The organism is Paenibacillus ferrarius (genome assembly GCF_002027705.1).
Lineage (GTDB): Bacteria > Bacillota > Bacilli > Paenibacillales > NBRC-103111 > Paenibacillus_E > Paenibacillus_E ferrarius.
The window spans coordinates 79097-103390 of sequence record NZ_MBTG01000025.1 but is presented as its reverse complement, the minus strand read 5'-3'; the positions used below and the strand labels follow the sequence as shown (position 1 = coordinate 103390).

Genomic DNA, 24294 nt, shown 5'->3' with positions numbered 1-24294 from the left:
AAGTCGCAAAGGTAGCTAGTTGTGCGTCCTAAACCCTGCCCTACAGTCTCTTTAATTAGCTCAAATAAATTACTCTTACTTAGGTTCTTTCCCTTTGGTACCAGCAACCTTTCTTTCGTGTCTAGCTTTTTTAACAATTCCACCTGAGACTCAAGAAGTCTAATTCTTGCTTCCTGTCTTGCAATAACTTCATCCTGCGTTAGTTCTCGCTTGAGGGGACGTCCAGATGATCCCTTACGGGAGTCTGCTAGTCCAATGACTCCATCCTCAGCGTATGCTTTCTTCCAACGCTTAACGCATGCTTTTAAACGCTCTACGCCAATTATGTTTACATCAAACCCGTTTGCTTCAAAGATTTCTCTGGGTGTTTTACCTGCCATGTATTGATCGATGAACAACTGCTTAAATTCATCAGCATAGGTTATTGCTTTATCGCTTATATGGATGACGTATTTATTCGTTGATAAATTCTTTTGTTCTTTCTCACTAAACATTTTCTTAGACATATTGTAATCCCCTCCGGTGCTTACTCTAGTATACAAAAAAGATACCCATAGTCTGAACACTTTTTCAAAGTGTCCAGACTATGGGTACCAGTGTAATCATCCCTTGGGCTTTATTTCGTTCAGGGAGCAATAACAAATAAGTTTCCATTGTACTGATGGCTCTTTTATAGATTTGACTGCGTTCGCTTTAATGAGTTGTACAATATAAACGAAACCTCAAAATCCGATGTAACAAATTCCACTTTTGTTATCAGCAAAATCTCGATTAGGATAATTAACCACGCCCTGCTAGCAAAAACTAGCAGGGATTTTTCGTGGTGAAGGGTTATATCCCATTCGCCTATCAATTTTTAATTAAGCATTAGTTTTCTTCATTATCTTCTTTTGAAGGCCTCATAAAAACAATGCCTCTCTTAATCAACTCTTTTTCAAGTAGTTCTATAAATGCTTCTTCTAGTTTGTATTCAAGAGCTTCTAAATAGGATGAAAGTAATCGATCGTCACTTAGCTTCAAGTTATAACTCTCCTTGTAGCGAATGGGACCTTACCCCTCACCTATATCAATTATGGACCACATGGAATATATTGGGTATTGTAATCAACGAAATTTCGGTAGATGCTTTATCCTGCAGGATAGGTGTTTCTTGAAAAAAACCAGAAAATTTATATAATTTTTAGGACTATCGACCTATTTCGACAAAATGAAATATAGACTTATTTCCTATAAACGCGTTAAGATGTAAATATTAAAGTATGGAAGCGATGATATTGAATCTATAATTGGGCACTTGGATTCAATTGAGTTAGTAGTGCAACCGGCCGTCCTAATTGAAAGGGTGGTTTTTGTGAATATTAGAAGAAGTCTGGATTTAAAAGAGATTGTTACCCAATTGGGAATCAAACCGGAAAGTTTCGAAAAATGGAAAGCAAGCGAAAATGTTTCACCTCGCTCGGTTAAGCATTTGGTCAATATGAAGAAAAGCCACACTATAATCGTTGATAACAATATCATGGTTAAAGCCCTCTCTCCTTTGGGATAGAGTGTTTTTTTATTTTTCAGCAAATTCACAGACGTTTGGGAATTTTAAGTTATCATAGAGCAAACAATGTATGTAAAGGCTAGCCACGCACGGCCGGCTCGTAGCGGAGATTCGCGACTCTCCTTCTTGAAAAAGGAGAGTTTCGTCCGCAACGCGGCGGACTCGTCAGGCGGTTTCATTTTCACAAGCGCTTGGAAATATAAGAGCGTCTACCTGTATTATTTTAGCCCCAAACCAAGCCCCAAACCAAGCCCCAAACCAAGCCCCAATTAGCCCCAAATGGGCGCATCATTGTGCATTAACTTGCATTGTTGATTTAATAAGAAAAAGCCCGAAACCGCCTATATACAAGGGGTTTGGGGCTTTTTGTCGTAGCAACTTGCGTCTCAGCTCTATTAACGGCTGTAGAACTCGACGATTTGTTTCTCGTCAATTTCTTGTGGAAGCTCGGAACGTTCTGGCAAACGGATGTACTTGCCTTCTACGCTTGCGTCGTTGAACTCAAGGTAAGTTGGCAGGTAGTTACGGTTAGCAAGAGCTTCTTTCACTGCGGAAAGACCTTTGCTTCTTTCGCGAAGAGCGATTACGTCACCAGTAGATACGATGTAAGAAGCGATGTCTACTTTTTTGCCGTTCACAGTTACGTGACCGTGAGCAACTAATTGACGTGCGCCTGCACGGGAGTTGGAAAGACCAAGACGGTAAACCAAGTTGTCCAAACGGCTTTCAAGCAAGATCATGAAGTTCTCACCGGAAATACCTTTAAGTTTGGAAGCTTTGTCGAACAAGTTGCGGAATTGCTTCTCGTTCAAGCCGTACATGTGACGAAGTTTTTGTTTTTCATTTAATTGAACGCCGTAACCGCTCATTTTTTTACGTTGTCCTGGGCCGTGTTGACCTGGAGGGAATGGGCGTTTCATGTCTTTTCCGTTACCGCTTAAGGAAATACCAACGCGGCGGCTTAGTTTGAATTTAGGTCCTGTATAACGTGACATTTAGGAAAAACTCCTTCTTTTTAACAAATAGTTTAGTAGATAGCAGCTAAATGTTAGGGTGAAGACAAGTGCCTGGTTTTGCTTACGAATCATAATGTGATTCCCTGACAAGAGTAGTTCAGCCGCTGTCTTGGCAGGAGCAAAAGCAGTGAGGGTGATCACAAATGGCATTCACCGAAATCATATTGTTACTCGACTTCTAATTTTATTAAAAACAAGAGCATGTGTCAAGTCTCAATCCTTAGCGGGTCTTTGAAAAAATCGTGCAATCAGGAAAGAAAAATAGTATGATATATGAGGTAACATTTAGCCTGAGTCAATAGGACTACAGTTTGTTAGTGAAGGAGAGCCTATGAGTGAATCACTTCGTAGTATGAAACAACATAGTCGCGCAGAGCACTTCGAAGAGTTTCTTCGGCAAGGACTTGTTCTTTCTAGCAACTTTTCCTATGGGGAAGTCAATTCCCACCAAGTAATCTATGATGCTTCGGCGTATTGGATTACTCAGTTTGGACAAGCGATGCTGCCGCAACAAACCGCACTGCTGTGGGTTCATACAGACTTGTGCGTGATCAATGCCTGCTCGCAGAACGTCTCTTTTATGGATCATGTTTTGGCGGCCGGTGTTTCCTGGAGCAGCGCAGAGCGGGGCGATAATTCACTGTCGCGTTGTGCGGAATATCCTACTTTACAGATAATGACAAGCAATGATGTGAACATGGCAAGCTTCAAAAGCGTTCTTTCGGCTGCGGTTCCAGTGTTGGCTGCGGAAGGCAAGCTTATCGGCTATCTAGGACTATTTTCCCAGTCGGGTATACAATCTGACGAAATTGTCGAGCTATTGTATACGCTTGCGATTTCTTTCCAAAGCTGTGTCCAAAGTGTGGAAGACCGCCGGAAATATGATCATTTATTTATGCAGCACCAGCAAAGAGAGCTTGAATTTAAAAAGCATGACATCTTATTCGAAGCTTCCAAGAAGCTGCACGCCAAAATTGACGTCGATTCTGTTTTGACAGAAGTGATTGAATGCATATATCGGTTTTACCCTAATATTCAAGTGGATCTTTTGCTATCACAAGATAATGATTCCAATAATTTATACGTGAAGCCATTAAATTTTCAAAATGCCGATGACGACATTCGTACGCGTGCTTTTATGGAAGGCCAAGTCATTTTTGAGCCGACTTCCGATGCCCAGGGCGCAAGCACAGGCAATGTCGCGGCTCCGCTATCGGGCAAGCAGGGCGTCTACGGTGTGCTTTACATGAAGTCTGAGCATGAATTGATTCATGCCTCGGACTTGCAATTCATTTCGCTGCTAGCGGATACAGCGGGTTCGGCGTTCGAGAATGCCAAGTTGTACGAGCAATCGAATTTGATGATTAATGAGCTTCGGCTGATTAATGAAATTACTAAGCAGTTGAATCAAAGCCTGCGGCTTAATGAGATCTTCAATTCGGCTTCGAGCGAGATTTTGAGTATTTTCGGCGCGGATTACAGCTGCATTTTGCAAACGGATAAGGACAGCGAAAGGTTGATTGTGCAAGCGACCAATTTGCCGTCGATGTTCCATGAGGCGATCAGTTTGAATCAAGGCTTCTCGGGCCTTATTTACAACACCAAAGAGCCGGTTATTATTTCTGATTACATGCTGAATACCAAAATGAATTCCAAATTGATGCAGTTGACGAATTCCCGCTCACTTATCGGTTCGCCGATTCTTGTGAACGGACAAGTAGAGGGCGTTATACTAGTCGTGCACAGTCAGCCTAACTTCTTCTCCTATGATAATTACAAGTTGCTGCAGGTTCTCTGCGGACATATTGGTCTTGCCATGACGAATGCTTCGCTGCATGCTGAGGTGAGACGTATGGTCATCACGGACAATTTGACCGGTCTCTATGTACGGCACTATTTGGACGAACAGGCTAACTTATTGCAGAAGAAAGATTTCTGCGGCTCCCTTATTGTAGTGGACATTGACAATTTCAAGCGAATAAACGATACGCATGGTCATCAGGTAGGCGACAAAATATTGATTCAAGTTAGCCAGATTATCAAAACGAGTATCAGAGACAGCGATATCGCTGCACGTTGGGGCGGTGAGGAGCTGGCTGTTTATCTTCCGCAAGTGGCCAAAGACCAAACCATTCGAATCGCAGAGCGTATCCGTGCTCGCGTTATGGAAGAAACGAATCCGCAAGTAACCGTTTCCTGCGGCGTTTCCGATTGGAACTGGGAAGAAGATAAGATCAGCGTCGAATCATTGTTCTACCGCGCGGATATGGCGCTCTATCAAGCCAAAAATAATGGACGTAACCAAATTCAAATCGGATAGCCTGATCACAAGCATTTGTCTCATGGAGTTGGAAACAACTTTCCTCGGACAGGTGCTTTTATTTATGTCATAAAAAAATGTCAGAATGGAGAAACTGTCAAGGGAAAGGAAATAATATCCCTATTTTTCTCTTCCTGAACCACCGGTAACATGTTACAATGGTTTGGTCTAAGGGAGGATGGTCGAATTTTGTCGGTGTTAAATAGAAATAGAAAGCGCATACTGCCTATTTTAGTTCTTTTGATTTTGCTTAGTGGCTTGATTTATTTTTTCTTCTATAACCCTATAGGCATCAAGCTTACTCACAGTAATATGCGACAGTTATCTGATCATTTAAGAGATCTTGGTATGCCTGGTAAAATTATTGGAATGGCTTTGGTCTTTTTTCAAACGTTTTTTCCGTTCATTCCGTTTGTTCTGGTTGCAGGGACGAATGTTGCTATTTTTGGAATCAAGGTAGGATTCCTTGTAAATTACGTGATGTCCTGCCTTGGAGCAATCGCGTCGTTTTACTTCGCCCGTTATTATGGACATGCTTGGGTGGAGAAGAAGTTGGAACGGTTCCCATTAGTTCAGCAATTTAGTTTGCGCATGGAAAGAAGAGGCTTTCTTTTTGTGTTTCTAGGCCGGTTAATCCCGATCTTGCCTTCCTCGGCGATTAATTTTGCTGCTGGGCTGACAAGAATGAAGTTTAGACATTTTCTATTAGGCACCTTGCTTGGGAAACTGCCAATCGTTTTTTTGGAGTCGATGATTGCGCATGATTTATTTCATTTCCACAAGTATAAAGGGAGACTTCTTTTATTGCTTGGAATTTTCGTCGCTTTGATTATTATCGGCAATGCTGTGAAGAAAGCACTTTCAGCGAAGACGAAGTAAACGCTCTTTCTGGAGATTGCAGGAAATTTTCTAGTTGCGCTTAGTCACCCTTCCAAGTTATCATATAGAAAGCAAGTCGACCAACTCATACGCAAATAAATGGAGGAATGCAATATGCCAAGTGCTAATAACGCTGCAATTGTTGAAATTTCACAAACCGCTAATAAATTCAGATCCTCAATTGTTCTTCAATACGATAATAAGTATATCGACGTGAAAAGTATTCTGGGATTGTTCACGACTTTGCTTAGCTCAAGCAAGTACGACTTGCATGTTCATGGTCCTGACGAAGCAGAAGCGAAAATTGCGATGGCAGAAGTATTTGCTAAGCATGAGCTGGGCGTAAACGTTGTAGAAGGCTAATTAATTAACAAAGAAGGTACTCTCAGAATCTCTGAGGGTACCTTCTCTTGTATATTGGAGCAATTTCGCTTAATATAGATCATATAAGGACGGATGACTATGTGTATAGGGGGAAGTGGGAATGTCTTCATCTGATCTATTGCTGGACATGAATCAAAAGGCGCTTAATCTTCTTCAGGAAGATGCAGATAAAATCGAGAAGCTGATCGAAGTGCAGATGGAGAATTTGACGACTCGTCAATGCCCACTGTATGAAGAGGTACTAGATACGCAAATGTACGGACTTTCGAGAGAAATTGATTTTGCCATTCGAGCGGGACTTATTGCCGAACAGCCTGGCAAACAAATTCTCAACAAGCTAGAACGTAACCTTGCCCAGCTATATGAAGCGCTAAATAACAAAAAGTAACCCTCTCTGGGGTTACTTTTTTTGTGGACTTGCTGATGTCAGACGAGGAAGAATACGACGCCTAGTATAATATAGACGACAAGAAGCAGGAGACCCTCATACCAGTTCGTTGAGCCGTCCTGGGTGATGGACTTGGTAATAAAGACCGCGACTCCTATAGCGGCCAGCTCATAGGTTGTGAAGACGATATTCATCGGTGTCCCGCCCATGAAGAAGCTGGCGATGACTAGGACAGGTGCAACGAATAAGGCGATTTGCAGGGAGCTTCCGATGGCAATTTCGACGGCTGCACCCATTTTGTTTTTCATCGCCATCAATACCGCAGCACTATGTTCCGCAGCATTGCCGATAATTGCGATGAGGAAGGCGCCGACGAACAATTCAGAGAGACCGAATTTGTGCGTTACTTCTTCAAGCGTACCGACCATCCACTCACTGGAGAAAGCAACCATGACTGTGGCTAAGATGAGGAAAAGAATTGAGGTTGATTTGGACCATGGAGCCTCGCCGTGTTCGACGGCTGCATCGGAGAGCACATCCTTGTGGGTGACCATGGAGAACAGAAGCCAGAGCAGGTAGGCAGCTATGAGCAAGATCGCAACAATTAAGCTCATTGATGATGTTTCCCTGGTTGTTAATCCACCGGCGAATATCGCTGGAATGAACAAGGCGATGACACCCAGAATCATTAAAGAAGAGTTATGGGATGCCAGTTTCACGTTAAACGATTGTTCTTTAAATTTTAATCCGCCGGCGAAAATGCTCAGTCCCAGAACGAGCAGCAGATTCCCGATGATGGACCCGGTTAAGCTGGCTTTGACGACCTCGAACATGCCGTCTTTGACCAAGAAGATCGCAATGATGAGCTCGGCTGCGTTGCCGAAAGTCGCATTCAGGAATCCACCCATGCGTTCGCCAGCATAATGAGCGACACTCTCTGTCGCTTTGCCAAGAAACCCGGCTACGAAAATAACGGCGATAGCCGAGATGACAAACTGCAAGGTTGCGTTTAGATGCGTGTAATGGGCTACTGCGCTCAGGCCGAAAGCGAGAATTAAACCTACATAGAACAATTTTCCTTTCAATGCGAACCCTCCGACTTATTCATTTATTGGTACTTTTTGACTTCTTATAATATACCCACTTTGTCTAGTAATGTAAATTCGATTTGTTCGACAGCATTTCTTGCTTTCATCTTTTGAACTTATTACAATAGATTCATACCAAGTTTAGGGAGTGATCCGTATGTCCGAAGACAATCAAACCGGTTTAATTCGTATTTCTGATGATGTAGTATCGACTATCGCAGGTCTTGCGGCTCTGGAGACAGCAGGCATAGCAGGCATGTCAGGAGGCATCTCGGAAGGCTTAGCCAAGCGTCTGAGTGGGAAGAATGTGCAACGAGGCGTCTCAGTGGAAGTTGGACAAGTGGAGGCTGCTATCGATCTACGCGTTATCGTCAATTACGGTTCCCGCATTCAGGATGTATGCAGAGATCTCCAAGAGAACGTGCGAGAAGCTGTTGAGAATATGACGGGGTTAACGGTAGTTGAAGTCAACGTGAAGGTGGAAGGCGTTGCGTTCAAAGAGGAAGATAATATAGATGATCCACATCGCGTAAAATAGAAAAAAGACCCGATCGAATGATTGCTCATCGATTAGGGTCTTTTTTTGGTAGAAGGTGCTTCTTTGTGCGTATGTTCACGCGAGATGCTCAGTAGAATTCCCATGCTTATGAGAGAGACCATCATAGACGAGCCCCCTGCCGATATGAAAGGCAAAGTTACACCCGTAAGCGGAATGGTTCCTGTTACGCCGCCGATATTAATAAAGGCTTGAAACGAGAACATCACCATAATGCCTACCCCCGTGAGCATACCGAACATATCGGGACTGCGAACCGCCACGAGAATACCTCGCCAAATGAAAATAACGAATACGAGAATGAATAGCGTACTTCCAATGAAACCTAATTCCTCGCCGATGGTGGCGAAAATAAAATCGTTATGGGCTTCAGGCAAGTAGTGCAGCTTCTGAATGCCTTGTCCGAATCCTGCGCCTGTCAAACCGCCGTGCCCGAATGCAAATAAAGATTGCACAACTTGATGACCGGCACCTTGGGGATCGGCGAAGGGATCCATAAACGAGGTAAGACGGCTTATCCGATAATTTTTGGATTCCCCTCCGCCGCCGAGCAAGAAAAGTGAAACACCTATCGCAGCTATGGCCGTGAAGCTTGTTCCAAGCAGGAAGATGTGCTTTAAATTAGAGCCCCCGACCATAATAACAATCGCTGAGCAAACGAAGAGTATCATGCACGAGCCAAGATCCGGCTGCATCATAATCAGGAAACAGACAAAGCCCACAACAATCAATGCCGGGAGCAGCCCCTTCTTGAAGTTACGGAACTTCTCGTCTTTATTGCTGATCATCGAAGCCAAGTACATGACAACAATTAATTTGGCGAACTCTGTTGGTTGGATCCCGAATCGACCAAGTGTGTACCAACTGCTGGCCCCTTTTGTTGCGCTGGTGAAAATAACGAAGATCAGCGCTACTACAACCAAGAAAAAGGCAGGTATGACCAATTTCTTAAACTTGGTGTAATGGATATTCATGCAGATGAGCATTCCAATTGATCCCATGCCGACTGCAATTAACTGCTTCTTTGTGAAATACCAAGTATCACCAAAGTACGCATCTGTCATCGAGCTTGCGCTGAATACCATGGCGAGTCCGAAACAAACGAGGACAAAGGTTAAAAAAAGCAGCAGAAAATCCGGCGTTCCTCTTCGAGGGGGATTCATGCTGAACCCTCGCCTAGTCTGCCAGTAATTGCTGCAGCTGCGCTAATTTTTGGTTGGAAATTTTCAAAACAGAATCCGGCACTGGGGAATTGTAGTCCAAGCCATGCGGGAATGTTTCTCTTCCTATGTAAGCTTCTTCCAAGAACAGGATGGCATAAGGAGATTCCAGCTTGCCGCTTTCTACACGTGCGTTTACGCGTAAGAAATACACGGATTTCGTTGCTTTATCTTCCATCTTAAAGTCATAAGTAGCACGTGTGTATTCCCACTGCCAACGCACAAATCCTAGTTTGGTTGTTACTTCATCCAGGTGAGCCAAGTCGCTTTTTAAGCCTTTTAAGCCAGTTGCTTCAATAATCACGTTAACGCCTCCATATTGTACGTATGCATTCTTTATTCATGATAGTATGTTTCCCATGGTTCTGCAAGTCGATAAGCACGTCTATTTTCTAATATTTGATGGCACTTTAGAGATGAAACCAAGCCTTTATTTTGGTAGAATAGGTTCAAAGACACCGCAAAAGTGTAAAGATGAGAAACAAGGATGGGCGGAGGAGTTTCCTAATGAACGATTTTCAAGCAGGCTTGCAAGCGATTTATGATGAAATGGTTGCCTGGAGGCGCTACTTACATCAAAACCCGGAGCTTTCGTTCCACGAATATCGGACGGCTGAATTTATAGCGAATCACCTGCTTAGTTGGGATATAGAAGTTCGTCAAGGCGTAGGCGGCAATGGTGTTGTCGGTTTGCTTCGTGGAAGCAAGGGAGGACCGACGGTAGCACTGAGGGCAGACATTGATGCCTTGCCTATTCAAGATGAGAAGAACTGCGAGTATTCTTCCCTTAAGAGCGGAATCATGCACGCGTGCGGTCATGATGCGCACACATCTACGCTGCTAGGCATTGCCAAAGTGGCCAGTCAGCTTCGCGATCAGCTCAAGGGGAACTTGGTTTTCCTGTTCCAGCATGCCGAAGAAATTACGCCCGGCGGTGCGGATGCCATGATCAAGGATGGCGCCTTAGAAGGCGTAGACGCTGTATTTGGTGTACATCTCTGGACGCCATTCCCCGTAGGTCATGTTTACAGCAAGGGCGGGCCTCTTATGGCAGCTCCGGATGAGTTCACCATCCACATTCAAGGCAAAGGCGGACATGGCGGTTTGCCCCATCAAACGATCGACAGCATTTATGTCGCTTCGCAATTGGTCGTTAATTTGCAATCCATTGTCAGCCGACAAGTGGATCCCATAGAGCCTTGTGTGGTCAGTATAGGCTCTTTCCATGGGGGAACAAGCTTTAATGTCATTGCAGAAACAAGTGTGCTCAGCGGCACGGTCCGAACATTCAATGCGGAGCTCAGAGCGGATGTGAAGCAGCGGTTTGAACGCATCGTAGCGTCTACTTGCGATATGCATCAAGCTACGTACCAGCTGGACTATAAGCTAGGTTATCCCACTGTTGTGAACGACGAAAAGGAAGCAGAACGGTTCTTTAGCGTCGGTAAATCCTTGTTCGGCGAAGAAGCGGTGCATGAATCTCCCCTTATTATGGCCGGTGAAGACTTCTCCTATTATCTGCACCACCGACCGGGCTGTTATATGTTTGTGGGAGCCGGTAATGTGGAAGCAGGAATTATTCATCCGCATCACCACCCCAAATTTGATATTGACGAGAAATCCATGCTGCATGCAGCCAATTTACTGATTGGGATGGCTTTGGATTATATGGCATGAATGCCGCCTCCCCTTTGGAGAATGATAAGAGGTGTACGTTAACTCCAAGGAGGGATTGTGGCTATGCTAGGGAAAACAGTGAAAGACATCATGAGTACAGATTGCGTAACGGTTACGCTGCAGGATAATGTCTATGAGATTGCGGTGAAAATGAAGCAGCATGATATTGGATTTGTCGCCGTTGTTGATGGCAAAAAGCTAATTGGTGTTGTGACTGACCGTGATCTTGTCGTCCGCGGCTACGCAGAGAAGAAGTCAGGTTCTACCGCTGTGGATGAAGTGATTACGAAAGACATGGCGATCATCACGCCAAGCACTTCGATTGAAGAGGCCGCGAAAATAATGGCGAAGCAACAAATTCGCCGCTTGCCGGTCGTAGAAAATGGTGAGCTTGTTGGCGTAGTTGCAATTGGAGATTTGGCTGTGCGAGGAAGTTTCGAGGATGAGGCAGGAGAAGCACTTAGTCGCATTTCTTCCGACAAAACATTCGTTGGCAGCAAGTAATCGTCCTTATCGGTTCATGAGAAAGCAGCTCTTTTCCATTGCGGAAGGGGCTGCTTTCTTTGTGGTGAATTCAGAAATCGATCTTTACTCCAGATGAGCCTTTAGGAGATAATGAAAGCGTATAACTGTAGAGGGGGCTTACATCGTAAAATGGCAAATGAGAAAGAAAGCACGATGATAGGTGTAATTATCCTAGACGACCGTTGGCATTATACATATATAAATGAGTATGCAGCAGCTATCGTAGGGCGACGTCCCGCTGATTTAGTAGGTAAGGTGATTTGGGCTGAATTTCCTCTAGCTATGCGCAATGCTTGTTACGAGCAGTTCCATAAATCCTTTCAACATAACAGGGAAGTTCACTTCGAAGAATACATACAATCGAACAACCAGTGGTTTCAGGTCAGTGCATATCCATATGAAGGCCATTTGCATATTAGATTGCACAAACAAGTCTCCATGGAAATGAGTTTTCTACAAGATCGTACGGTTCAGATGTATGTCGAACACGCACAGGATTTAATCACGTTGACAACGAGGGACGGTATATTTCGGTATGTCTCTCCTGCGATCCAGCGATTGCTTGGGTTTGAGGTTGATGAAATTCTAGGCATTCATATTTTCGCCTATTGTCACCCGGAAGACATAGAAGCGCTTAGAGGAAGCTTTACGGAAGAAGATGGGATATTTCTCAATAACGATCAAGGCATCATAACCTGCCGGTTTCTTCACAAGAACGGTTGGTATGTTTGGTTTGAGATGAATTATAAGTGGATGCTCGGTGAAGAGGGCGAGCGAAGTCAGAAGCTATGCATTTGGCGGGATATTACGGAACGCAAGGTTGTTGAGGAGCGATTCGTGCAGGCTCAGCGACTGGGTCAATTCGGCAGTTTCGAACGGGAAATAACGAAAAATTATATACTATGGTCGGATGAAATCTATCGTATTCATGGTCTTGTGCCTCAAGAGCAGATGAATCTGAGAGATGCAATCCAATTGATTTTGCCTGAGGATCGAGAGAAAGTCGGGTTGGCGGTTGAAACGGCTGTTCGCCAAGGACGAGTCGAGGTTGAGTACCGAATTACTCGTGCTGACGGCGAGCTGCGTTACATTAGGACGCAGATTGAGCGTTGTAGAAGTGATAGCAATCGACTCATCGTTCGTGGACTTATACACGATATTACGGGGCATAAGCTCATTGAAGAGGAACTCAAAAAAAGCAAAGCGAACCTTCAAATCGCCCAAGAAATCGCGGGTCTGGGACATTACAGCTGGGATGTCATTCGCAATGAGCTGCAGTGGTCTGATGAATTGTTTACCTTGCTCCATATCCAGCGTGATTCTTATACAAGCCAAATGGATCTTTTCATTCATATTGTTCATCCGGACGATATGCTCAAGGTGAAGGAAGCGTTGCGAGTAGCACTGCAAATGGGTTCGCTTGATATGACAGTCAGGATTATTGTGGATGAGGAAGTTCGTACGATTCATACCATGGCCAAGACATCCTATGACGAATGGGGCAGGCCTCTGCGTGTATTCGGAACTGTCCAGGACATTACCCTTCAGAAACAGACGGAAGAACTGCTTCGAAGGACGGAGAAATTGAATGTTGCCGGTCAATTAGCGGCAGGTATTGCGCATGAGATAAGGAATCCGCTTACAGCGCTTAAAGGCTTTGCTAAACTGATGTGTCATGCTAATGAAGATAGTAGACTGCGCTATTTTCAAATCATGCAGGAAGAATTTAATCGTATCGAATTGATTCTGGGAGAGCTGCTCATCTTAGCCAAGCCACAAGTGCTAGCCTATCAACTGCATGATGTGATAGCAATTCTTCGTGAAGTGATTGAGCTGCTGAATACCGAGGCTATTATTAGTAACGTCATCATTGATCTGACCTCTGAACTCGATCTTCCATTGGTTAGAAGTGAGAGCAGTCAGTTGAAGCAAGTGTTTATCAATGTCATCAAAAATGCGATAGAAGCAATGCCGACTGGCGGGAATTTGCGCATTATCGTTCGCAAAATGGCGAACCAGGTAGCCTTCTTTTTTGAAGATCAAGGTCAGGGAATTTCTGAGGAACGGCTGCCGCGCATAGGGGAACCCTTTTATACAACCAAAGAGAAAGGTACGGGACTGGGGATGATGGTCAGTTTTGCGATTATTGACGAGCATCAGGGGCATATCGAGTATCAAAGCAAGCTTGGCGTGGGGACAACAGTGCTTATTCAGCTGCCGGCATCTGTGTAAGGGCAAATTGTTTCGATAACTGTCAATTTCAGTCATAGGACTTCTGCAACTGTCAAAGTTCGCAATAAGGTGGTCAATCTGAGACAAGATGCATGCTTATAAATATGCTACATTGGTAACGTGTTCAATGATTCCGAATCTGACAGGAAAAAGGTGACGTACAGGATGAACAAAGTAAGGATTGGTATTATTGGTCTTGGCAACATGGGAACCGGACATGCCAAATATTTGATCAACAACGAAGTGAAGGGCGCTGAGCTGACGGCTATTTGCGAGTTCAGAGCTGACCGTTTGGAATGGGCGAAAGAAAACCTTGGCGAAGGTGTCCAATTATTTGACAATCTCGATACGTTTCTTGCTTCGGGAACCATTGACGGTGTTTTGATTGCAACGCCTCATTATGATCACCCAGAAGTAGCTGCTAAAGCCTTCAAAGCTGGACTTCACGTCTTGTGTGAGAAGCCTGCGGGCGTCTACACGAAACAAGTTCGTCAAATGAACGAGGCTGCGCAAGCATCCGGTAAAGTATTCAGTATGATGTACAATCAACGTACAAATCCTTTATATAAAAAGTTGAAAGACCTGGTTTCTTCAGGCGAGCTTGGTGAAATCCGCAGAACGAACTGGATTATTACGAACTGGTACAGATCCCAAAGCTACTACGATTCAGGCGGCTGGCGTGCAACTTGGGCTGGTGAAGGCGGCGGCGTTCTGATCAATCAGGATCCGCACCAACTGGACTTGTGGCAGTGGACGATTGATATGATGCCCAAACGAGTTCGTGCATTCTGCTACTTCGGCAAGCACCGCAACATCGAAGTTGAGGACGATGTAACCGCATTCGTTGAGTATGAGAATGGCGCAACAGGCTTATTCGTAACGACAACCGGTGAAGCTCCAGGTACGAACCGATTCGAATTGTCAGGCGATCGCGGGAAAATTGTGATCGAAGATGGCAAATTGACCTTCTGGCGCTTGCGTGTGTCCGAAAGAGAATTCAATGAAACCTTCAAAGGTGGATTTGGACAACCAGAATGCTGGAAATGCGAGATTCCGATTGAAGGGCAAGAAACCGGCCACAAGGGCATCACTCAAAACTTTGTTGATGCAATTCTTCATGGGACTCCGCTTGTTGCTCCAGGCGAAGAAGGAATCAAAGGCTTGATGTTGTCCAATGCGATGCTGTTATCAACATGGACAGACAACTGGGTTGATCTGCCGATTGATGAAGAGCTTTTCGAGCAGCACTTGCAAGACAAGATCAAAACCTCCAAAGTCAACAAAGAAGCGGGCTTTAAAACGTTGGATGTTTAATTTAAGCCGTTGGAGGGATGATTGGATATGCAAAAAAACGATGGCATGAATTACGCGCCAAAAGGAAAACCGAACATTGTCGTTCAAAAAGGGGAATTCGTCTTCGCGGCGATTGCTCTGGACCATGGTCATATCTATGGCATGTGCAATGGGCTTCAGGAAGCGGGAGCTGAGCTGAAGTGGGTGTATGATCAGGATCCTGCGAAAGTACAAGCTTTCATTGAGAGATATCCGCATGTCAAAGCTGCGGCGTCGGAGCAGGAAATTTTCGATGATGCAGAGGTTAAGCTCATCGCTTCGGCTGCTGTTCCTTCAGAACGCGGAGCCTTGGGAATTAGAGCTATGGAGCACGGCAAGGATTACTTTACGGATAAAACGCCATTCACTACGCTGGAGCAGCTTGCTGCTGCTAAAGCTAAGGTGGAAGAAACGGGCCGCAAGTATGCCGTTTACTTCAGTGAGCGCCTTCATGTGGAGAGTGCCGTTTTTGCAGGCCAGCTGATTGAAGAGGGCGCTATCGGCCGTGTCGTTCAAGTCATTGGTCTTGGACCACATCGGTTGGGAGCAGCAGGTCGTCCGGATTGGTTCTTCAAGAAGGATAAATACGGCGGTATTCTCTGTGATATCGGCAGTCATCAAATCGAGCAGTTCTTGTTCTATGCCGGCTGTAAGGATGCTACGATTGCAAGCAGCAAAGTAGCGAACTATCATGCGAAGGACTATCCGGAGCTTGAGGATTTCGGCGATGCAACGCTCATTGGAGATAATGGGGCAACCAACTATTTCCGAGTTGACTGGTTAACACCAAGTGGTCTAGGGACTTGGGGAGACGGACGGACACTGATTCTTGGGACCGAAGGATACATTGAGCTTCGCAAGTATATTGACATTGCACGCGATCCGCAGGGAGATCAGTTATACCTCGTCAACCAGCAAGGGGAAAAGCACTACAGCCTGCATGGGCAAGTAGGCTTTCCATTCTTTGGTCAATTGATCTTGGATTGTCTTCATGGAACCGAGCACGCGATGACTCAGGCTCATACGTTCAAAGCGGCAGAGCTCTGCTTGCTTGCTCAAGAGAAAGCCGTTCGTGTGGAGTAGGATAACACATAGATTGGATAAATGCCTTCATTGGCATAGATAATTGCCTTTTGGTATGGTAGCACAGCTGCACTTGCAGTTTAAAATTCGGGTAGTCTAGCGGTAAAATCGCTAGCTGCCCATTTTGCGTTTCAGCGGCAACGGTTGTTTTGGGCAGCAAAGTAATGCCTAATCCATGCATCGCGCATTTTTTCACTGTTTCATAATTATTGATTTCATAACTTAAGGTATATTGAATGTGATGGTTGCGCAGAAATTTCTCAAATAGATTACGGCAGCGGCTGCCTGTCTTGGACATGAGAATTTCGCTGCCATTTGGCAACTTCCAATGCCGTTTTGTATAAGGTCAGATCCAATCTGTCCACCCTCCCTCAACTATCATTATTTTCGATGGATACGATCATTTATTATAGATAACTCTGGTAGTTCCTCCCATGGTAAAATTCATTTCAACCAACGGATAGGGGGAGTTGCCATGTGGAATCTATATGAGATAGAGAAAAGATACGAGGAGCAGGTCAAAGAGATAGAGAGACGCTCGCGAAAGGCACATTGGTACGATAAAGCAGAGAAAAGGAGGTTCAGGCTCCTTCCGATAGCTGGGGGGCTTTCTCTGCTTGCCTTGGTTGTGATCGGTTATTTTTTATATTAGACATTAGCACGGTGATCATGTTTAAATCAAGCCTTTTCCTTTCATACTAAGGTAAAAAGGAGGTGGCATGCGATTTGACCTGGGATCCTATTCGTCCGCTGATCGTTCAGAGTGACTTGACGGTTTTGTTAGAAACGCATCACCCGGATTTTGAAGCGGTTAGAGGTGAGCTTTCTCGCTTTGCCGACTTGGTCAAAAGTCCGGAGCATCTCCACACGTACCGAATTACTCCGTTATCACTCTGGAATGCAGCTGCCGCAGGTATGCCGATCGATCAGATGACAGCCTGCTTACAGCAATATGCGAAATTTGGAGTCCCGTCCTCCGTGCTGAGCAGCATCCGCAAATATGCGAACCGCTATGGGATGCTGCGCATGGAAGATGTCGGGAATGAGCTTTATTTGGTCAGCGACGATACGGTAGTGCTCAAAGAAATTTGTGCGTACGATTCGTTAAAAAAATATGTAAGTGATACCCGCGGCGAGCGGGCTATTGCTATTTCTCACGTTGCCAGAGGGGTTTTGAAGCAGGAGCTTATCAAATTAGGCTTTCCGGTGGAAGATTTGGCCGCGTATCGCAAGGGGGAGCAGCTTCCGATTCAACTGCTGGATGAAGAGGAAGGAGAGGGGCAAGCTCCATTCCAGCTCCGCGATTATCAACAGCATGCCGTCGATGCTTTTCATCGGATTGATGCAGAAGGCAGCGGTGTTCTCGTGCTGCCCTGCGGAGCGGGAAAAACGATTGTTGGCATAGCCGCGATGGCGAGATGCGGCTGCGCTACCTTGATCCTTACATCCAATGTGACTTCTGTGAAGCAATGGAAACGCGAGATTTTGAGCAAAACAGGGCTGTCTGAAGATCAAGTAGGGGAATATTCCGGTACGTCCAAGGAAGTGAAGCCGATTACCATTGCCACCTATCAAATTTTGACGCATCGGGGCAAGAAGGAAGACGAATTTTCACATATGCGGTTATTCAGCGAAAGAGACTGGGGACTGATTATTTATGATGAGGTTCATCTGCTCCCAGCACCGGTGTTCCGAGCTACGGCCGAGATTCAGGCGACGCGCAGACTTGGCTTGACAGCGACCTTGATTCGGGAAGATGGACGAGAAGAGGATGTTTTCTCTCTTGTAGGACCGAAGAAATATGACATGGCATGGAAACAGCTTGAGTCCATGGGCTGGATTGCCAAAGTCAGCTGTCAGGAGGTGCGTGTTCCTCTTTCGGGCATGGACCGCGATCGGTATAGCGCTTCTGGAGCTAGACAGCAGTTCAGGATTGCCGGGGAAAATATGGCTAAACTTGACGTCATTGATCACTTGTTGATTCAGCATGCGAATGAACAAACACTCATTATTGGTCAATATATCGATCAATTGGAATTGATTGCAGCCCATACGGGTGCACCTATGATTAGTGGCGGAATGCCCTATGAACGTCGGGAAGAGCTGTATCAGCAGTTCAAAAAAGGTCAATTGCCGCTGCTCATTGTGTCCAAAGTGGCTAATTTCGCCGTTGATCTGCCTGATGCCGCGGTCGCGATCCAAGTATCCGGCAGCTACGGCTCCCGGCAGGAAGAAGCGCAAAGACTGGGGCGGATTCTTCGTCCCAAAAGGATAGGCACAGCCAACACAGCCGTGTTCTACTCCTTGATCAGTGAGGATACCAAAGAGCAGGATTTTGCACTGAAGCGCCAGCTATTTTTGGTTGAACAGGGCTATGAATATGGGATCTCCAGCTGGGAGCCGGTACGGAAGAAGCGAGAAGAGGTGCATCATGAGGTATGACCAAGCTGTAAAGAAAATGCCGCAAGCGTTAAAAGAGCTGATTACGAAGCAAAATTGGTGCGCTGTTTACCTAGATCAAGGTCTGGAATTATCTGAGATAATGACGCATACAACGTATCTGAGTATCTTGGTTTCTCAGTTGACTGGAGATGAGAAGCAAACGCTGCGGCTTATCGTCTCTGCATTTGGCTGCGAACCGTTTACGCGAGAAGCGCTTGAGAAGCAAGCGCATCTTCGTATGGCTGGCGCGCAAGTAGCTGTGGGTCTGATTGGCCTGCGGAGATCAGGAGTGATTGCGGCTTTCCGCAAAGCATGGGGAGAGCAGCTCTTCGTTCTGCCGGAGGATACGTTTGCCGCCTGGCAGGAGCTGTTATTTCCGGTCGTCACGCTGCGAACAGCAGAGGATCTAAGTGCAATCATCGCGGAAGACCCGCCGGCTCATCCAAGAGGCCTCGCCCAGCAGCTGTTTCACTTCCTGGCAGCTTGTTCCAAGCAGTCTGCGCTTCCTGTAACGAACAAGGGAACCTTGCATAAAAAACAGCTGCAGAAGCTGACGCAGCATCTGTCTCTCCCGGAAGATATTCTGCGTGCCGCTGGAATCGCGTATGCATTTAGAGACAGCTATGATGAACAAACCGCGCTAATGCTTGAACTGGCGATACAACTGGAATGTTTGGTGCTGCAAAGCGGTGCATATTCGTTCAATCAGAACGCATGTCTAGCATGGCTCCAAGGTGACTATGACCAGCAGCAGGTCTTGCTTTATCGCATTTGGCGCCAGCTATTGATCCCGGCTCCCGTATGGCTGCAGCATGGCATGGGTCTGATGGAGAAAGTGAATACCGGCAAGTGGTGTGCCGTGGATGACTTGGTTCAATGCATCGCAGCGTACTGCACCCTTGGCGGTGAGGGGAATGACACCAATTCCCTCTACGAGGCTGTGTTGTCAGCGTGGCTTGCTCCGCTGCATACCTTCGGCTTCATTGACCTTGGTCAAGATCAAGACGGTGTGAGATGGTTCAGGTGGCTGATAACGATCTCAAGTGAAACCAGCATGGTTTCCGCTCATCATGCCTCTGGGAGCGGCGACTCGGCTTCTGAGAGCCTGTCATCGCTGTATGTTCAGCCCGATTTTGAACTGCTGCTGCCGCCGGCTGCAGATCTGCGAACAGAATGGGCGGTTGCCTCATTTGCGGATCTTCGCTCGACCGATCTGGTACGTTCTTATCAATTGAGCAAAGAAAGTGTTTACCGTGCTTTGGAGATGGGGAGTAGCTTGGAAGAGATGATTCGGGTTTTGGAACAGCATGCTTATTATGAGGTGCCGCCGCATCTGAAGGCTACTTTGCTGCAATGGGGTGAGCAGGCTGGACAATTGTATTTCGATGAAGTCACACTGCTGCGCTGCCGTTCCGAAGAGATTGCTGATGCGCTGCTCAGAAACGCCAAAAGCCTGCCATTTCTGGGTGAGCGGGTAGGAGATGCGAATTTCATAGTGGCGAAAGAGCATTTAGCTGCTCTGACAAAATGTTTAGAGCAGATGGGATACTCTCCGAAATACAACAGGAAGGACCATTCCATAACTACGACTTCACCAGCTGCCGATCCTTCTATTGCACAGTCCAAAGGCTTGTGTTATGCCAAAGACACGATTCTGCTCTACGACATGGATGCCCAAATACCTGAACGCAATGATGTGTATCCGGATATGCAGGAAATTCCGCTAAGCTGGCTGCAAGAATTTCGTGCCTATCACGGCTCTACGCGGAAGGAAATGATCCGCAAAGCGATCGAATGGAAGAGTGCTTTGCAGCTGCGCAAAGAAGGTCAGAACCGCTTCGTTATTCCTCGTTTTTTGCGGGAAGAACGCTCCGGCTGGATGCTGGAGGGGCTTGAGGAAACTCACGAGATTGCCCTATCGAGCGATGATTGGGAAGAAATGAAATTAATTTTACCTGGCATAAACGATGAAGGCGTATACAGTTAGGACGAAGCATCCTGTTGTTTCATGGACAAGGGAATTTGTTGCAACGAGAAAAGGAAGAAACTCTTGGGGAACTGTGATATAGTAGAGAGGTTAGTTACTCTTCGAGAGGAAGGATTTGATTGTAAGTATGTTACAAACAATGGAAGCAGATACAATAGATATGTCAGCTGTTCTTATGCAGGCTTATGACATGGGTGATATGATTAATTCCTCTGCAGAAGTAGCAGATTATTTATATTGGAAGAACGCTGTAGAGAATAGTGAAGAAGTGAAAAGCCTGCAAATTATATTCAACAGAAAGAAAGAGGCTTTCGAGGAATGTGAGCGTTTCGGACATTACCACCCAAGCTATCATGAAGCGTTAGCTGCTGTGAATGTGATTCAGGACAAGCTTCAAGCTGTTGAAGCGGTTCGCAAATTTAAAGAAGCGGAGGATCGTCTGGATGATTTATTGTTTACGGTATCCACAACGATCGCTCACGCGGTTTCAGACTCCATTAAAGTCCCAAGCAACAATCCACTTTCAACTGGCAAAGGCTGCAGTTCCGGTGGAAGCTGCAGCGGGAATTGCGGATAAATGAATTATAGCTTGAAATCGGGGCGGATAATACCGACCTCGGTTCCTTGCCAGTTATGAACAATGGGGTTATGGAAAGATGCCAGCTCATGTACTTCTGATTCAGAGAGCAGGCTTAGCTGCTTCAAGGCTTCTACGACAGCCGGATACATGGCGCGTTGATTGCCGTCCTCAATCTTCAGGACGAAGCCTAGGCTCTGCTCTGGAATCGTTAAGGCGAAAATGCCCTCGGCGCCCATTTTTCCGATGATTCGGCCACCCGTTACCTCGATTAATCGCGTATCGAAGCGGTCGCTTCCCGCGAGGAATTGAGGATATTTTCGCACCGCGGCGACAATTCTTCGGCAAGCGTTTGCACGCACTTCGGATAACCCTTCGGGGCTGCCTAATCTGGCAAAAGCAAGAGCTAGATGGCGAATCGGCATACCGAACACGGGTACTCCGCAGCCGTCAATGCCAAGCTGCATCTGTGACTTAGGCACATCCGACATTGCGCATACGGCATCCAGCATCAGCTGTTGAACCGGATGCTGCAAGCTCATGTAGGTGTCCGGAGATGCTCCGAGATGCGCGCTGAGTGTCAGCATACCCGAATGTTTGCCCGAGCAATTGTTGTGCAAGGTGGTTGGGGCTTCGCCCCGCTCGCGCATCGCTTGTGCGGTAGGCGCGTGGAAAGGCTCATGCGCACCGCATTGCAGGTGCGTATGGTAGAAACCGAGCTTGCCCAGTATTCCCCGGGCGGTGCTCACGTGCTCGGCTTCCCCATTGTGGGAAGCGCAGCACAGGGCGATTTCGGCCTCATCCAGGCCGTAATGATCGGCCGCGCCTGATTCAATCACCGGCAGCGTTTGAATCAGCTTCGCCGTGGAACGGGCGAAGGTCAGGAGCTGCGGGTCGCCTGCTTCGTGCAGCAACGTCCCTTGTGCGTTCACAACCGCGAGGTGGACGCGGTGAATACTTTCTGTTATGCTTCCGCGATACACGCGGACAATGGTGTTAGAAGACTTCATGCCAAAGAATCACTCCATACTAGGATTATTGAAAAGAGGTAGCAATCATGATGATCGAGCGCAGCGGATTAATCATTTGGGTGAACGATATTAAAGCCGCGAGAAACTTGGAACGGTTTGGTTCGCTTCACTACATTTCGAAAAAAATGAACTATGCCGTACTTTATATACATGCCAGCAAAGTAGATGAGACAACACGGAACCTTTTGAAGCTTCCATACGTCAAAAAGGTAGAGAAGTCTTACCGCAATGAAATTAAAACTGAATACAGTAGTGATGTGCCAGACAAAACTAGATTTTACACCCTTTGAGGCTGCAGTGCAAAACGAAAGCTTCTCACGAAGCTTTTTTTATTTTTTGAATTTTTAGAAAATAAGCATTTTTTCACGAGTTCACAAATATTTATTAATAATTTTATATATTCTTCCATGGAAAATTTAGTTATAATCAAGTAAAGTATAACTTACATACATTTATGGAATAGGTACACGGTCTCATTTTAGTAGGAAAGGGGTTGTGATCATGAAAGACAAGGTGATGGGGAGATGGAGTACTTACGAACCATTTTTCGTACAACTGGGGGATAAGAAAGTGGCGGATGTCGTGATCACGAATCATGCCAAGCTAAGATGGACAGATCGTGTTTCTAGTGAAAACAATTCACTCGAGGAAATTTGTGCTTTTCTTTGGGAAAAGCTGAAAAACGATAGCATTGTCCCTTATTACCGGAATGAAGAGGATGTCTATCTCATTGACGACGATCTTGTTGTTGTCGCTGAGTTTTCCCACTTGGAACATGAGACGGATCTGGTCGGAAATCCGCTGCACAAGATGATTATTGTGACATTCCTCGGAAGAATGTCCGAAACGATGGAGCTTCGTGACTTGAAATCCTATTATTCCTGGCTGCGGCATTCTCGCCGAATGACCTTGATCAAGAACAGCCGCAAACGTCGATAATCAGATATGGGGATGGCGAAGAGGGTGTCGATTCCGACATGCTCTTTTTTTGTCTTAATGGACGGTAAGCGTTCTATTTCATATAATGTAAACAAAGAGAGGCGGGTTTTCATGGCACTTAATTTTCATCAATTGCATATCTTCTATACCGTTGCGGAGAAAGGAAGCTTCTCTCATGCGGCTGGAGCTTTACATATGACTCAGCCTGCAGTCACCATGCAGGTGCAATCGCTGGAAGATTATTTCGGCGTGAAGCTGTTTCATCGGAGCACCAAGAAGATTGAGCTGTCTGAAGCGGGACGAGCCCTTATGCCGTTCGCCAAAAACAGCATTGAGCTGATTCGGGAAACGGATGTCGCGATGTCCAAATTTACGAAGATGATTGAAGGGCGGCTGCAATTGGGTGCCAGCTTAACGATGGGAGAGTACATCCTGCCGAGGCTGCTTGGCCCTTTCAGCAAAGATTATCCGAATATTTCGGTTTCAATGAAAGTGATGAATACGACGCAAATCCTGGATGAAGTGCTGGGGCATCAACTCAATTTCGGACTCGTGGAAGCGCCCATTGATCATCCTGACGTACATACAGAAGCGATTCTGAGCGACGAGTTGAAACTGATCGTGCCTGCCGATCATCCTCTGGCGGATATGGACGTCGTTTCGTTCGAGGAGCTCCTGAAATATCCGTTCGTTCTGCGCGAACAAGGCTCGGGGACGAGAAGAGTCATGGAAGAGGAGTTCGCACGCTGTCAGATGGACTGCTCTCCGATGAAAATTGTGATGGAGCTGGGCAGCACGGGTGCGATCAAGTCAGCCGTTGAAGCGGGGCTAGGGATTTCGATCCTGTCGCAATCTTCTGTGAAGCATGAAGTGACACTGGGGCTTTTTAAAGTGAAAACGATTGAGAATATCACCTTTGAGCGCAGCTTCTATGCGATCTATTTGAACTCTACGCTGCTTCCCATCTCAGCTGTCAGTTTCATGACTTTTTTGCGGCAGGAAGATTTGAGCCGTTTCCTTTAACATTTTACATAAATCTGCAGGTCCCTTAATGTTCTGTTTATAGACGTCA

General features: G+C 46.0%; 25 protein-coding genes and 1 riboswitch. Of the genes, 17 read left to right on the top strand and 8 right to left on the bottom strand.

Annotated elements, in window-relative coordinates; all coding sequences use genetic code 11:
- Positions 1 to 506, bottom strand: a 506-nt coding sequence (locus tag BC351_RS25465) for an HTH domain-containing protein (RefSeq protein WP_341865965.1), incomplete at its 3' end; no start/stop codon positions are given.
- Between the two features lie 361 nt (positions 507 to 867).
- Positions 868 to 1020: a sporulation histidine kinase inhibitor Sda gene (gene sda, locus BC351_RS25460; protein ID WP_144028526.1), complete on the bottom strand. Its 153-nt coding sequence runs from the start codon at positions 1018 to 1020 to the stop codon at positions 868 to 870.
- Positions 1021 to 1252: 232 nt separating this feature from the next.
- A riboswitch (cyclic di-GMP riboswitch) is annotated at positions 1253 to 1336 on the top strand.
- 15 nt (positions 1337 to 1351) lie between these two features.
- On the opposite strand from sda, the gene BC351_RS41750 reads away from it, so the two are divergent.
- Complete coding sequence (locus BC351_RS41750) at positions 1352 to 1546, top strand: hypothetical protein (protein WP_144028525.1); 195 nt, start codon at positions 1352 to 1354, stop codon at positions 1544 to 1546.
- 395 nt (positions 1547 to 1941) lie between these two features.
- Here BC351_RS41750 and rpsD read toward each other — a convergent pair whose 3' ends face one another.
- Positions 1942 to 2541, bottom strand: coding sequence for a 30S ribosomal protein S4 (gene rpsD, locus BC351_RS25455; RefSeq protein ID WP_079416295.1), 600 nt, complete (start codon positions 2539 to 2541; stop codon positions 1942 to 1944).
- Between the two features lie 352 nt (positions 2542 to 2893).
- Here rpsD and BC351_RS25450 point away from each other — a divergent pair, with 352 nt between their 5' ends.
- The 4 genes from BC351_RS25450 (at position 2894) to BC351_RS25435 (ending at position 6533) form a co-directional block, all read left to right on the top strand.
- Positions 2894 to 4882 carry a sensor domain-containing diguanylate cyclase gene (locus BC351_RS25450; protein WP_079416292.1) on the top strand — a complete coding sequence of 663 codons (1989 nt, stop codon included), beginning with the start codon at positions 2894 to 2896 and terminating at the stop codon, positions 4880 to 4882.
- A 348-nt stretch (positions 4883 to 5230) separates the two neighbouring features.
- Positions 5231 to 5761, top strand: coding sequence for a TVP38/TMEM64 family protein (locus BC351_RS25445; protein WP_244209170.1), 531 nt, complete (start codon positions 5231 to 5233; stop codon positions 5759 to 5761).
- Positions 5762 to 5875: 114 nt separating this feature from the next.
- Positions 5876 to 6124 (top strand): HPr family phosphocarrier protein, encoded by a 249-nt coding sequence (locus BC351_RS25440; RefSeq protein WP_079416288.1) that lies wholly within the window; start codon positions 5876 to 5878, stop codon positions 6122 to 6124.
- Positions 6125 to 6245: 121 nt separating this feature from the next.
- Positions 6246 to 6533, top strand: coding sequence for an Fpa/YlaN family protein (locus tag BC351_RS25435; protein ID WP_079416286.1), 288 nt, complete (start codon positions 6246 to 6248; stop codon positions 6531 to 6533).
- A gap of 38 nt (positions 6534 to 6571) precedes the next feature.
- Here BC351_RS25435 and cax read toward each other — a convergent pair whose 3' ends face one another.
- Complete coding sequence (cax, locus tag BC351_RS25430) at positions 6572 to 7618, bottom strand: calcium/proton exchanger (RefSeq protein WP_079416284.1); 1047 nt, start codon at positions 7616 to 7618, stop codon at positions 6572 to 6574.
- A 160-nt stretch (positions 7619 to 7778) separates the two neighbouring features.
- Here cax and BC351_RS25425 point away from each other — a divergent pair, with 160 nt between their 5' ends.
- A complete protein-coding gene (locus tag BC351_RS25425; protein ID WP_079416282.1) occupies positions 7779 to 8159 on the top strand; it encodes an Asp23/Gls24 family envelope stress response protein in 381 nt (126 codons plus the stop codon).
- Positions 8160 to 8191: 32 nt separating this feature from the next.
- On the opposite strand, the gene ftsW is transcribed toward BC351_RS25425, so the two are convergent.
- Together ftsW and BC351_RS25415 are read right to left on the bottom strand one after the other, a co-directional pair.
- Positions 8192 to 9340, bottom strand: coding sequence for a putative lipid II flippase FtsW (ftsW, locus tag BC351_RS25420; RefSeq protein ID WP_079416280.1), 1149 nt, complete (start codon positions 9338 to 9340; stop codon positions 8192 to 8194).
- A 13-nt stretch (positions 9341 to 9353) separates the two neighbouring features.
- Complete coding sequence (locus BC351_RS25415; RefSeq protein WP_079416278.1) at positions 9354 to 9701, bottom strand: YugN family protein; 348 nt, start codon at positions 9699 to 9701, stop codon at positions 9354 to 9356.
- Positions 9702 to 9904: 203 nt separating this feature from the next.
- Here BC351_RS25415 and BC351_RS25410 point away from each other — a divergent pair, with 203 nt between their 5' ends.
- The 5 genes from BC351_RS25410 to BC351_RS25390 all read left to right on the top strand — a co-directional run bounded on the left by BC351_RS25410 (position 9905) and on the right by BC351_RS25390 (position 16246).
- Positions 9905 to 11074 (top strand): M20 family metallopeptidase, encoded by a 1170-nt coding sequence (locus BC351_RS25410; protein ID WP_079416276.1) that lies wholly within the window; start codon positions 9905 to 9907, stop codon positions 11072 to 11074.
- Positions 11075 to 11137: 63 nt separating this feature from the next.
- On the top strand, positions 11138 to 11578 hold the full coding sequence (locus tag BC351_RS25405; protein WP_079416274.1) for a CBS domain-containing protein: 441 nt from the start codon (positions 11138 to 11140) through the stop codon (positions 11576 to 11578).
- Between the two features lie 150 nt (positions 11579 to 11728).
- Entirely contained in the window at positions 11729 to 13831 is a 2103-nt protein-coding gene (locus tag BC351_RS25400) for a PAS domain-containing sensor histidine kinase (RefSeq protein ID WP_158082224.1), read from the top strand.
- 165 nt (positions 13832 to 13996) lie between these two features.
- Entirely contained in the window at positions 13997 to 15145 is a 1149-nt protein-coding gene (locus BC351_RS25395; protein ID WP_079416270.1) for a Gfo/Idh/MocA family protein, read from the top strand.
- A gap of 27 nt (positions 15146 to 15172) precedes the next feature.
- On the top strand, positions 15173 to 16246 hold the full coding sequence (locus tag BC351_RS25390; RefSeq protein ID WP_079416268.1) for a Gfo/Idh/MocA family protein: 1074 nt from the start codon (positions 15173 to 15175) through the stop codon (positions 16244 to 16246).
- Here BC351_RS25390 and BC351_RS25385 read toward each other — a convergent pair.
- Positions 16191 to 16544, bottom strand: a complete 354-nt coding sequence (locus BC351_RS25385; RefSeq protein WP_079416266.1) for a LysR family transcriptional regulator substrate-binding protein — start codon at positions 16542 to 16544, stop codon at positions 16191 to 16193. The two genes, BC351_RS25390 and BC351_RS25385, sit on opposite strands and share 56 nt — an antisense overlap.
- Positions 16545 to 16972: 428 nt before the next feature.
- On the opposite strand from BC351_RS25385, the gene BC351_RS25380 reads away from it, so the two are divergent.
- From BC351_RS25380 to BC351_RS25370, 3 genes are all read left to right on the top strand, one after another.
- Positions 16973 to 18688 (top strand): DNA repair helicase XPB, encoded by a 1716-nt coding sequence (locus BC351_RS25380; protein ID WP_079416264.1) that lies wholly within the window; start codon positions 16973 to 16975, stop codon positions 18686 to 18688.
- Positions 18678 to 20675, top strand: a complete 1998-nt coding sequence (locus BC351_RS25375) for a helicase-associated domain-containing protein (RefSeq protein ID WP_158082223.1) — start codon at positions 18678 to 18680, stop codon at positions 20673 to 20675. Before BC351_RS25380 ends, BC351_RS25375 begins: the two co-directional genes overlap by 11 nt.
- A gap of 127 nt (positions 20676 to 20802) precedes the next feature.
- Positions 20803 to 21252, top strand: coding sequence for a YlbF/YmcA family competence regulator (locus BC351_RS25370; protein WP_144028524.1), 450 nt, complete (start codon positions 20803 to 20805; stop codon positions 21250 to 21252).
- Positions 21253 to 21257: 5 nt separating this feature from the next.
- On the opposite strand, the gene BC351_RS25365 is transcribed toward BC351_RS25370, so the two are convergent.
- Positions 21258 to 22262, bottom strand: coding sequence for an asparaginase (locus tag BC351_RS25365; protein ID WP_079416260.1), 1005 nt, complete (start codon positions 22260 to 22262; stop codon positions 21258 to 21260).
- A gap of 47 nt (positions 22263 to 22309) precedes the next feature.
- Between BC351_RS25365 and BC351_RS25360 the strand changes: the two genes are divergently transcribed.
- The 3 genes from BC351_RS25360 (at position 22310) to BC351_RS25350 (ending at position 24245) form a co-directional block, all read left to right on the top strand.
- Positions 22310 to 22573 (top strand): YlbG family protein, encoded by a 264-nt coding sequence (locus BC351_RS25360; protein ID WP_029195610.1) that lies wholly within the window; start codon positions 22310 to 22312, stop codon positions 22571 to 22573.
- A 211-nt stretch (positions 22574 to 22784) separates the two neighbouring features.
- A complete protein-coding gene (locus BC351_RS25355) occupies positions 22785 to 23222 on the top strand; it encodes a hypothetical protein (protein WP_079416258.1) in 438 nt (145 codons plus the stop codon).
- A 111-nt stretch (positions 23223 to 23333) separates the two neighbouring features.
- Entirely contained in the window at positions 23334 to 24245 is a 912-nt protein-coding gene (locus BC351_RS25350; RefSeq protein WP_079416257.1) for a selenium metabolism-associated LysR family transcriptional regulator, read from the top strand.
- Positions 24246 to 24294 lie beyond the last annotated feature (49 nt).

Excerpts from the sequence above, each read along its gene's own strand:
- ftsW (WP_079416280.1), bottom strand. The coding sequence starts at position 9,340 with ATGAATCCCCCTCGAAGAGGAACGCCGGATTTTCTGCTGCTTTTTTTA.
- rpsD (WP_079416295.1), bottom strand. The coding sequence starts at position 2,541 with ATGTCACGTTATACAGGACCTAAATTCAAACTAAGCCGCCGCGTTGGT.
- BC351_RS25445 (WP_244209170.1), top strand. The coding sequence starts at position 5,231 with ATGCCTGGTAAAATTATTGGAATGGCTTTGGTCTTTTTTCAAACGTTT.
- BC351_RS25440 (WP_079416288.1), top strand. The coding sequence starts at position 5,876 with ATGCCAAGTGCTAATAACGCTGCAATTGTTGAAATTTCACAAACCGCT.
- BC351_RS25360 (WP_029195610.1), top strand. The coding sequence starts at position 22,310 with ATGATGATCGAGCGCAGCGGATTAATCATTTGGGTGAACGATATTAAA.
- BC351_RS25450 (WP_079416292.1), top strand. The coding sequence starts at position 2,894 with ATGAGTGAATCACTTCGTAGTATGAAACAACATAGTCGCGCAGAGCAC.
- BC351_RS25395 (WP_079416270.1), top strand. The coding sequence starts at position 13,997 with ATGAACAAAGTAAGGATTGGTATTATTGGTCTTGGCAACATGGGAACC.
- BC351_RS25425 (WP_079416282.1), top strand. The coding sequence starts at position 7,779 with ATGTCCGAAGACAATCAAACCGGTTTAATTCGTATTTCTGATGATGTA.
- BC351_RS25385 (WP_079416266.1), bottom strand. The coding sequence starts at position 16,544 with ATGTCCAAGACAGGCAGCCGCTGCCGTAATCTATTTGAGAAATTTCTG.
- BC351_RS25405 (WP_079416274.1), top strand. The coding sequence starts at position 11,138 with ATGCTAGGGAAAACAGTGAAAGACATCATGAGTACAGATTGCGTAACG.
- BC351_RS25375 (WP_158082223.1), top strand. The coding sequence starts at position 18,678 with ATGAGGTATGACCAAGCTGTAAAGAAAATGCCGCAAGCGTTAAAAGAG.
- BC351_RS25350 (WP_079416257.1), top strand. The coding sequence starts at position 23,334 with ATGGCACTTAATTTTCATCAATTGCATATCTTCTATACCGTTGCGGAG.
- BC351_RS25390 (WP_079416268.1), top strand. The coding sequence starts at position 15,173 with ATGCAAAAAAACGATGGCATGAATTACGCGCCAAAAGGAAAACCGAAC.
- BC351_RS25365 (WP_079416260.1), bottom strand. The coding sequence starts at position 22,262 with ATGAAGTCTTCTAACACCATTGTCCGCGTGTATCGCGGAAGCATAACA.
- BC351_RS25370 (WP_144028524.1), top strand. The coding sequence starts at position 20,803 with ATGTTACAAACAATGGAAGCAGATACAATAGATATGTCAGCTGTTCTT.
- BC351_RS25400 (WP_158082224.1), top strand. The coding sequence starts at position 11,729 with ATGGCAAATGAGAAAGAAAGCACGATGATAGGTGTAATTATCCTAGAC.
- BC351_RS25355 (WP_079416258.1), top strand. The coding sequence starts at position 22,785 with ATGAAAGACAAGGTGATGGGGAGATGGAGTACTTACGAACCATTTTTC.
- BC351_RS25435 (WP_079416286.1), top strand. The coding sequence starts at position 6,246 with ATGTCTTCATCTGATCTATTGCTGGACATGAATCAAAAGGCGCTTAAT.
- BC351_RS25410 (WP_079416276.1), top strand. The coding sequence starts at position 9,905 with ATGAACGATTTTCAAGCAGGCTTGCAAGCGATTTATGATGAAATGGTT.